Origin of the sequence: Brevibacterium sp. ZH18 (assembly GCF_022748595.1) — a bacterium.
Taxonomy (GTDB): Bacteria; Actinomycetota; Actinomycetes; order Actinomycetales; family Brevibacteriaceae; genus Brevibacterium.
Genome location: NZ_JALDSX010000014.1, coordinates 66,102 through 75,668, shown reverse-complemented (window position 1 = coordinate 75,668; position 9,567 = coordinate 66,102). Strand labels below are relative to the sequence as shown.

Annotated in this window: 8 protein-coding genes; 4 read left to right on the top strand and 4 right to left on the bottom strand. The window is 64.4% G+C overall.

What is annotated here, in order from left to right; all coding sequences use genetic code 11:
* Positions 1-36: 36 nt before the first annotated feature.
* Positions 37-1,416: an AI-2E family transporter gene (locus MPN20_RS07655; RefSeq protein ID WP_242780909.1), complete on the bottom strand. Its 1,380-nt coding sequence runs from the start codon at positions 1,414-1,416 to the stop codon at positions 37-39.
* A gap of 64 nt (positions 1,417-1,480) precedes the next feature.
* On the opposite strand from MPN20_RS07655, the gene MPN20_RS07650 reads away from it, so the two are divergent.
* The 3 genes from MPN20_RS07650 to MPN20_RS07640 all read left to right on the top strand — a co-directional run bounded on the left by MPN20_RS07650 (position 1,481) and on the right by MPN20_RS07640 (position 4,987).
* Positions 1,481-2,383, top strand: coding sequence for an SGNH/GDSL hydrolase family protein (locus MPN20_RS07650; RefSeq protein ID WP_242780908.1), 903 nt, complete (start codon positions 1,481-1,483; stop codon positions 2,381-2,383).
* Positions 2,380-3,054: a Maf family protein gene (locus MPN20_RS07645; protein ID WP_242780907.1), complete on the top strand. Its 675-nt coding sequence runs from the start codon at positions 2,380-2,382 to the stop codon at positions 3,052-3,054. The genes MPN20_RS07650 and MPN20_RS07645 overlap by 4 nt, the downstream gene beginning before the upstream one ends.
* A 124-nt stretch (positions 3,055-3,178) precedes the next feature.
* Positions 3,179-4,987, top strand: a complete 1,809-nt coding sequence (locus MPN20_RS07640; protein ID WP_242780906.1) for a biotin carboxylase N-terminal domain-containing protein — start codon at positions 3,179-3,181, stop codon at positions 4,985-4,987.
* 129 nt (positions 4,988-5,116) lie between these two features.
* On the opposite strand, the gene MPN20_RS07635 is transcribed toward MPN20_RS07640, so the two are convergent.
* Together MPN20_RS07635 and MPN20_RS07630 are read right to left on the bottom strand one after the other, a co-directional pair.
* Positions 5,117-6,541, bottom strand: a complete 1,425-nt coding sequence (locus MPN20_RS07635) for an NAD(P)H-quinone dehydrogenase (protein WP_242780905.1) — start codon at positions 6,539-6,541, stop codon at positions 5,117-5,119.
* A 73-nt stretch (positions 6,542-6,614) separates the two neighbouring features.
* Positions 6,615-7,169, bottom strand: a complete 555-nt coding sequence (locus tag MPN20_RS07630) for a gamma carbonic anhydrase family protein (RefSeq protein WP_242780904.1) — start codon at positions 7,167-7,169, stop codon at positions 6,615-6,617.
* A 340-nt stretch (positions 7,170-7,509) separates the two neighbouring features.
* On the opposite strand from MPN20_RS07630, the gene MPN20_RS07625 reads away from it, so the two are divergent.
* Complete coding sequence (locus MPN20_RS07625; protein ID WP_009374875.1) at positions 7,510-7,758, top strand: WhiB family transcriptional regulator; 249 nt, start codon at positions 7,510-7,512, stop codon at positions 7,756-7,758.
* A gap of 219 nt (positions 7,759-7,977) precedes the next feature.
* Here the strand turns inward: MPN20_RS07625 and MPN20_RS07620 are convergent, their stop codons facing one another.
* Positions 7,978-9,492 (bottom strand): PAS domain-containing sensor histidine kinase, encoded by a 1,515-nt coding sequence (locus MPN20_RS07620; RefSeq protein ID WP_242780903.1) that lies wholly within the window; start codon positions 9,490-9,492, stop codon positions 7,978-7,980.
* Positions 9,493-9,567 lie beyond the last annotated feature (75 nt).

Here is a 9,567-nt window from a genome sequence, read left to right as displayed (position 1 = left end):
CCCACTGCTCTATTCATTCACCGTGCTGCGCGGGTGCTACCTGCCCGCTGACCCGTCTGCTTCAGGATCGTTCTCAGACCGTTCGACCGCAGACTCATGGATCGCTTTGTCGAGTTTGTCCTCAGCGTCGTCGAGGATCGTTGAAGCCTCATCACCGTCTCGGGACTCACCGCTTCCCGGCGAATCGCCGGGATCAGCGTGGCCTTTATCGCGGGCGATGTAGGTGACGACGGTATTGACGACCGCGACCGTCGGAACGGCGAACAGCGCACCGACGATGCCGAACAGGAAGCCGCCGCCGGTGACTGAGAGGATCACGGCCAGCGGGTGGACGGAGACGGCCTTGCCCATGAGGAACGGCTGCAGCACCTGACTCTCGATCTGCTGGACGGCGATGACGACGGCGAGCATGATGACGGCACTGACCAACCCATTCGAGACGAGTGCCACGATGACCGCTAGAACGCCCGAGGCGATCGCACCGACGACCGGGACGAACGAGGCCAGGAACACCAGGACCGTCATGGGGATGACCAGAGGAACGCCGAGGACGGCCGCGCCGATGCCGATGCCGATGGCGTCGACGGCTGCCACAAGAATCTGCACGCGCACGTACTGGACGAGTGTGGTCCAGCCGCGGAGGGCGGCACCGGTGGTGACGGGGCGAGCGGGAATCGGCAACAGCCCGACGAACCAGCGGAAGATCTTCTCACCGTCATAGAGGAAGAAGAACGTGGTGAACAGGCAGACTGCTGCACCGGTGAGGAACGTGCCGACCGAGGACGTCGCCTGCACCGCGCCGCCCAGCAGTTGGGAGCTGTTCTTCTGGAAGAAGCTCGTGGCCGCATCAAGCGAATCGTCGATGTAGCCGGAGATCGTCGAGCCATCCAGCCCGAACGGCTTGGTCCCCAGCCAGTCGCTGATGCCCGCGACGCCCACCATCACCTGTTTGACGAGGTCGGGCATGCCCGAGTAGATCTGCTGACCCACAAGAGTGAAGAGCCCGACGACGACGACGATGAAGCCGACGAAGGCGATCGCCGCTGCAAGTGCTCGCGGCAGTCCCTTACGTGCCAGCCACCCCGTCAGAGGCGCCAGCAGGGCTGCCAGCAGCAGAGCGATGAGCACGGGCAGCACGACGCTCGAGATCGTCGACAGCAACCAGAAGAAGACGCCGATGCCCAGGAGCACGACGAGCGAACGCCAGGACCACGCCGCTGCGAGTTTGAGTCCGGGCGAAACATAGGGGACGGCTTCGGCCTGGATGCGACTGTGCGCGATCTCCTCGGCGCTGACGATCCGACCACTCTCGTCGGTGCGTTCGGGGGTCGATGATGCGTCGTTCCGGCCGCGGCGGAAGGCGTTCCAGGCCCCGCGGATCCGATTCGAGGATTGCTTCTTCTCATTGTCAGACATGCCTCAACAATAGTTGTTGCCAGCCTCGCGAAAGTGCAATGATGACCGATAAGGAGGGAAATTCTTGGGAAAGCGCATGTTGTACACCCTGGCCACCATGACCGGCACCGCCGTGGGGCTGGGCGCATCGGCTGCCGGCCTCCTCCGTCACCAGGCAGGTGCGCTGCGTCGGGCGTTCGACGATGATGCCGATCGCACCTACCCCACCGTCGCCGAGGCGGTCGCTCCCCCACGCAACCACGACGACGAGGACTCCGCGACCTTGGCGATCATCGGCGACTCGTGGCTGTGCGGCATCGATGTCGACGACCCGAGCCTGACCCCGCCCAATCTCATCGCCCGCGGCCTGGCCCGCATCCTCGGCACCACGGTCCGCGTCCAGTCCACCGCTCGACCTTCGGCACTCTCGGAGGACCTGCCGGCGCAGGTCGATGAGATTCTCCGCTCTGCATGGCTCTCGCGTCAGCTCTCCGAGCATTGGACAGACGAACGGCGCTTCGCGATCATCTCGATCGGCACCGGAGACGTCATCCACCCGATCCACGGCACGATCGGCATCCCTGTCCTCAACCAGGCCATCAACCGTCTCCAACGTGAGGGACGGTACACGGTGTTCGTCCTCGTCTGCCCCAACCTCGGCGGACTTCCCGGTCTGCGAGATCCTCTTAAAACCTCCCTGCGGCGCACGTCCCGCGTGCTTGCCGGTTCCCAGTGGCTGGCGGCACTGGCCGCCCGCGCCACGCCGCTGCAGGCGACCGGGTCGCTGACCGGCACGACTCGCAAGTCCCTGCTCAACGATTCCGGTCGCTTCCCCAGCCCCCTCGGCTATGCGCAGCTGTCCTCGACTGTGCTTGCCGCGATCGCCGATCGGCTCGAATCTCCGGTCGAGGTCGACCGCAGCCTCGACATCCCCGAAAACGGCGAGTCCGCACGTCGACCGGCCCCCGACGCCGAGGTTGCCTCGTGATTCCGGTCGTCCTGGCCTCCCAGTCACCGGCACGCCGCCAGATTCTCGAATCCTCGGGCATCGATCCCCTCGTCCTCGTCTCCGAAGTCGACGAACACGCGATCGAAGAGTCGTTCACAGGATCGGTCGGCGATCTCACAACGGCCCTGTCAGAAGCCAAGGCGCGCGCGGTCATCGACCGGGTGCGCACTGCCCCGCCATCTGAGCTGGACTCCGCAGAGACCGTCGTCATCATCGCTGGTGACTCGCTGCTCGAACACAACGGTCACGCGATCGGCAAACCCGGAACCGCGCAGCGCACCCGCGAGATCTGGGCCGACATGGCCGGCGAATGGACGACGCTCAACTCCGGACACACCGTCGCCGTTCTCGAGCGCGGGGGCGAGACGCCCACTGACTCCGGATTCGAGCTCGTCGACATCCGTTCGAAACGATCGGCCACCTCGGTGCTCATCGGTCGACCTACGCCCGAGGAACTCGACGCCTACATCGCAACCGAGGAACCGTTCCACGTCGCCGGCGCACTGACCATCGACGGATACGGCGGGGCATTCGTCGAACGACTCGACGGCGATCACCTCACAGTGCTCGGCCTCAGCCTCCCCGTGGTGCGTGAACTGGTCCGCGACATGGGCCTGTTCTGGCCTGATCTGTGGTCTCCGCGGCGTTAGACTCGCCATGCACGAACCGACACGCCCGAGCTGTTTGAAGTTTTCGGTTCCTGTTTTTATCGCTCATCTACAAACGCTTGGTGCCGATCCCTAAATTGATCTGTGATCATACAAAAGGAGCGCCATGACCACAGTTCTCCCCGAACCGTCGACTGCACCGCTGCACACCACCGTACCCACGGCGGCCGTGCACAGAGTCCTCATCGCCAATCGCGGTGAGATCGCTCTGCGCATCATCCGTGCAGCACACGACTTGGACATGAAGGCAGTCGCCGTCTACACCCGCGCAGATTCGGACGCCGAGTTCGTCACACTGGCCGACGACGCTTGGCTGCTCGACGGCACGGGCCCGGGAGAGACCTACCTGGACATCGAGAAGATCCTGGCCCTGGCCAAGCGCTCCGGTGCCGACGCGATCCATCCCGGCTACGGCTACCTGGCGGAGAACGCACTGTTCGCGCAGTCCGTCATCGATGCCGGACTGACATGGATCGGCCCTCCCCCATCGGCGATCGAGCTCCTGGGCGACAAATCCGGTGCTCGCGAAGTCGCCGAGGCGGTCTCCGCCCCGGTGGCGCCCGGGTCCGACGGCGCCGTGGCAGATCTTTCCGAAGCCGCCGAAGTGGCGAAGCGAATCGGCTATCCCGTCGTCATCAAAGCTGTACACGGCGGCGGCGGCCGGGGCTTCCGCGCCTGCCCACAGGAGTCCGACCTCGAGGCCGCATTCACCGCAGCCACCCGTGAGGCGCAGAGCGCCTTCGGTCGGGGCGAGTGCCTGGTTGAGAAGCAGATCGTACGTCCGCGCCATATCGAAACTCAGTGCCTGGCCGACGCTCACGGCTCCGTCCGCGTGCTATCGACCCGCGACTGCACCCTCCAGCGCCGCAACCAGAAGATCGTCGAGGAGGCTCCGGCCCCGTTCCTCTCCCCCGAGCAGGAAGCCGTCGTCACAGAGGCATCCGTCCGCATCCTCGCCCATGTCGGATATGTCGGGGCCGCCACGTGCGAATTCCTCCTCGGCGCCGACGGCACGATCATCTTCATGGAGGCCAACGCTCGGATCCAGGTCGAGCACACAGTGACCGAAGAGGTCACCGGAGTCGACCTCGTCGGCTGGCAACTGCGCATCGCTTCGGGCGAGCACCTGCCGGAGGCGTTTCCCGCCGTGCGTGGGCACTCGATTCAGTACCGGATCAATGCTGAAGATCCCACGACGTATTTCCCCGCCACCGGCACTGTGAAGAACTACCGCGCTCCCGCGGGACCCGGTGTGCGTCTGGATTCCGGGATCACCTCGGGCAGCGTCGTCGGCACGGATTTCGATCCGATGCTGGCCAAACTCATCATCACCGGAGCCGACAGGAACCAGGCGCTGGCCCGCGCCCGTCGAGCACTGGCCGAATACCGCATCGAGGGCGTTTCGACCCTCCTTCCACTGCACCGTGTCCTCGTCTCCGAACCGGCCTTCGCCCAGGACTTCGGTGTCTGGACCAACTGGCTCGAAACCGCCTTCGCCAACCCACTCGCCAACCCGAACACAGGAGATCAGATGAGCACGACTGCCGACAGTTTCAGTGTTGTCGTCGAGGTCGACGGCCGGCGGATGACCGTCTCCGTTCCCAAGGACGTCATCTCCGATCTCGGACATGTTCCCAGCCCCACCGTGCCGCGTCGCAAACGCGGCCTCAGCCGCAAGGGCGCGCAGCTCGCCGACGACTCGAACGCGCTCAACGCTCCGATGCAGGGCACCATCGTGTCGGTGGCCGTCAACGCCGGCGACACCGTCGAGGCCGGTGACACCCTGGCCGTGATCGAGGCGATGAAGATGGAGCAGCCGCTCAAGGCCGGCCACTCGGGCACCGTCTCCGAAGTGCTCGTCGACACCGGGGCATCCGTGAAGTCGGGTGAGCCCATCATCCGGTTCGCCGCCTGACGCACTTCAGCGGGGCCTGAAACCCACCAGCACCGCAGACAGACTCGAGCCCCCGCCGTTGCTACGGCGGGGGCTCGAACTGCTCTGCAGGCCCTGCGCATGAGCCTGCTGCGTGCAATCAGCCGATTGTCACAGGTGTCGGTGCAGCTGTCGTGAAGCCTCGGTCAGCGATCCGCTGACAGACGGGTAAACGACGAACGAGGCGGAGAGCTGATCGACGGTCAGTCTGTTCTCCACGGCGATCGTGACCGGGAGGATGAGCTCACTGGCCCGAGGACCGACGACGACACCGCCGAGAATCGAACCCGAACCTCGGCGAGCGAAGATCTTGACGAACCCGTCCTTGATGCCAAGCATCTTGGCGCGAGGGTTCGTGTCCAAGGGGAGCATCACCGTGTCGATGTCCGTCGAATTCTCCCGGTAGTTCTGCTGGGTGAAGCCGACAGTCGCGATCTCAGGAGCTGTGAACACGTTCGACGCCACGTGACGCAGCTTCAGCGGCTGCACAGCGTCTCCGAGTGCGTGGAACATCGCGATCCGACCCTGCATCGCGGCGACGGACGCCAGGGGAAGCACACCGGTGCAGTCTCCGGCCGCATAGATTCCCGAACGGGAGGTCCGTGAGACCCCGTCGACGACGATGTGCCCGGATTCCTTGACCTTGACTCCGGCGGCTTTGAGCCCCAGGCCCTCGGTGTTCGGAATCGACCCGACGGCCATCAGGCAGTGCGAACCTTCGACCCGGCGTCCGTCGGAGAGCGTGACCACGACTCCGTCCTCGGTGCGGGTGACCGATTCGGCACGGGAGCGGGACAAGACGTTCATGCCCTTGTTGCGGAAGACGAACTCCAGCACGTCGGCGGCATCTTCGTCCTGCCCGGGCAGAACCTTCTCGCGGGAGGACACCAGGGTGACGTTCGTGCCCAGAGCACGATAGGCCGATGCGAACTCGGCACCGGTCACGCCGGAGCCGACGACGATGAGGTGCTCGGGAAGCGAATCGAGGTCGTAGAGCTGGGTCCACGACAGGATCCGCTCACCGTCGGGCTTCGCCGAATCCAGCTCACGTGGATGCGAACCCACGGCGAGCAGGATGGTCGACGCTTCGAGCGTGTACGCGGTGCCGCTGGTCTCGACGACACTGACATGATCACGGTCGACGAGTTCCGCGGTTCCCTGGATGACCTTGACGCCCGAGCGGTTGAGAGCTTCGTAGATGTCGTTGGCCTGGGCATCCGCCAAGGCGAGGATGCGCTTGTTGACGGCCTTGAGGTCGGCGGTGACCTCCCCGTCGTCATCGCCCTCGTCGGCGTTCTTCGAGATGCGGATGCCAAGGCTGTTGGACCGGGCGATCTCGTCCATCATCTCAGCCGTGGCGATGAGCGACTTCGAGGGCACGACGTCGGTGAGGACGGCCGCCCCACCGCAGCGATTGCGCTCGATGAGCATGACGTCGGCACCCAGCTGCGCAGCAACCAGAGCGGCTTCGTAGCCACCGGGTCCACCGCCGATGATGACGACGCGGTCAGGAGTGGAATCAAATTCAGTGTTCACAGTTCAATTCTCTCAAATACTGGACAGCAGAGCCAATGAGCCCCACGCACTCGAGGGGCCGTCACCTGCGATTTCAGTCACCTTCGACGATTTCCGCGGTATCGCGGTGAAGTGCAGACAGACGCAGGTACGACTGTGCGTTGGCCCGGACCTTCTCAACACCGTCTGCGGTCATCTCCCGGCGCACCTTCGCAGGGACCCCCGCGACCAGCGAACGGGCCGGGATCTCGGTGCCCTCGAGCACGATGGCACCGGCGGCGACGAGCGACTCGGTGCCGACGTGTGCGCCGTTGAGGACGGTGGCGTGCATACCGATGAGAACGTCGTCGTCGACGATCGCACCGTGAACGAGCGCCTGGTGCCCGATCGAAACGCGGGCACCGATGACCACGGGCATGCCTTCGTCCGTGTGCATGACCGTGTTGTCCTGCACATTCGAGTCCTCGCCGATGGTGATCGGGGCGGCCTCGGCACGCAGTACGCAGCCGTAGAACACGCTGGCACCCTTCTTCACGTGGACATCGCCGACGAGTGTGGCGCCAACGGCGATGAAGGCTCCGGGATCGACCTGCGGAGTCTTTCCTCCGACCGAGATGATGCGTGCGTGCGACAGGCTGTCCATTGTCATGAGTCCTCCATTGGTTCACGAGTTGCGTCGGTGACGAATCGATTCGTCCGAACCGGATCAGTGATGCCCGGATCGGTTCCCTGCCAGTCTAGTCATGATGGTCCGCGACTTGGATTCGGGAGGCGTCAACAGTGCCCGCGAACGGCGCTCGAAGACGCATAGTGGACGAATTTGCGTCGAGGGCCCCATATCAGGACAATGGGAGAAATATTTGTCAGAAATTTCACACTGCAAGGCCCTTGTGTGCCCAAATCGGTTATGTGAACCTTGACTGAGAGAGTTGCACGTCCGGAATTCGGACAGTGCACACCGCGTTCACCTAAATCGTCGAAAGGTCACCATGGATTGGCGACACCGTGCAGCATGCCTCAATGAGGATCCGGAACTGTTCTTCCCGATCGGCAATACCGGTCCGGCCCTCCTGCAGATTGAGGAAGCCAAAACGGTCTGCCGCCGCTGCGAAGTGGCTGAGACATGCCTCCAGTGGGCGCTCGAATCCGGCCAGGACGCCGGAGTCTGGGGCGGCCTGAGCGAAGACGAGCGTCGTGCGCTCAAGCGTCGTGCCGCTCGCGCCCGCCGTGCCGGCTGAGCCGCTGCCGCGTCGGATCGTTCCGCCGTCGAGCGGGAACTGAATCTCCGCACCAACGTTTGAGTCCCTTGCCTGGGATGCGATGATCTCGCATTCTGGACAAGGGACTCAATCTTTTCCCGCCGTCAGCTGCAGCGAGCCAGCCTCGGGCGACGCCTCAGCTAAATGAGGCTGGGCCGTCGGATTCTTTCAGCGTCGGATTCCTTCAGCGACGGCTTCTCAGTCGTAGGAGTCGGGACGCAGCGGAACGTCGAGGATGGCGATCGTTCCGCCGCCTTCGCGCTCCTGCCATTGGATCGATCCGGCCAGATCCGCGGAGACCAGAGTTTTGACGATCTGTGTGCCCAGCCCATTGCCCGGACTGTGGTCCTCGCCCATTCCGATCCCGTCATCGGCGATCGTGACGTGCAGATGGTCACCGTCGCGTTCGGGTGTCACCCAGACATGACCGTTGAGCGTCTCCCCCGGGGCCAGCCCCTCAGCCTCTGAGAGAGGGAACCCGTGCTCGATCGCGTTGGTGATGAGTTCGGTGATGGCCAGTGCCAGCGACGTCGCATCGGCGGACGAAATCGCACCGAAGCTTCCACAGCGTTTGAGGCTCACCTGCACCAGCGGGCTCGTCAGCTCCGGGGTCAGACGCAGGCCCTTGTCGACGACTTCGTCGAAGTCGACTTCCGATTCGACGCCCTGACTGAGAACGTCGTGGACGACTGCGATGATCGAGACCCGGCGCATCGCCTCGGACAGTGCGCTTTTGGCCTCTTCGCTGTCGATGCGCCGCGTCTGCAGCCGCAGCAGTGCGGAAACGGTCTGCAGATTATTCTTCACACGGTGGTGCATCTCTTTGATCATCGCATCGCGCGAGAGCAGCTCTCGTTTGCGGCGCCTGATCTCCGAGACGTCTCTGGCGAGGACGATTGCCCCGGTCCGGGTGCCATCGTCGGTGAGCGGGATCGCCCTGAGAGACACACTCGTGCGGCCGACTTCGAGTTCGGTGCGCCAGGGCGCACGACCGGTGAGCACGAGCGGAAGGGTCTCGTCGACCTGCCGCAGATCCGCACTCAGACTGGAGACCACCTCGGCGAGGTAAGCACCTTCGATCTCTCCGCTGTGACCGAGCCGGTGCATGAGCGAAACCGCATTCGGCGACGCGTACTGGACGTGAGAGTCACGGTCGAGGATGAAGATGCCATCGCCCACCCGCGGCTCACCGTGCCGGACCCCGCTGGGAGCGTCACGATCAGGGAAGGCACCCTGGGCGATCATGTGCAGCAGCGACATCGCTGATTCTCGGTAGTGCTTCTCCAAACGTGAGGATCCGCGCCGGCGCACCTCTTCGGAGTACCTCACCATGATGGCGATGGTCTGCCCATGACGGACAAGGGGCACCGCCTCGGCGGAGACCTCCACGTCATCGGTGCCCGCGTTCACGCCCAAGGACCGCGCCGGGGCGACTCTGGTCACGAGGTCGCGCGAGTCCGAGGCTGCGTCGAGGATCTCGCGTTCGAGGCCCGTCGCCCTGGCACCGAGGAGATCGCGATTGAACAGCGTCGCCCCCGTCGTCGGCCGGGAATGGGCCACGACCGTGTAGGCACCGCTGGCAGAGGGCACCCACAGGACCAGATCAGCGAAGGACAGATCAGCGATGAGCTGCCAGTCCCCCACCAGCAGGTGGATGTATTCGGCGTCAGTCTCATCGGTGATGCCTTCGGCGGCCAGGAGTTCATTGAGCACTGTGTTCTTCTTCCGGATGGGCAGCGGCAGGCGCCGAGGACGGCGGCCCAGACATCGACAGACTCGAGGGCGCGA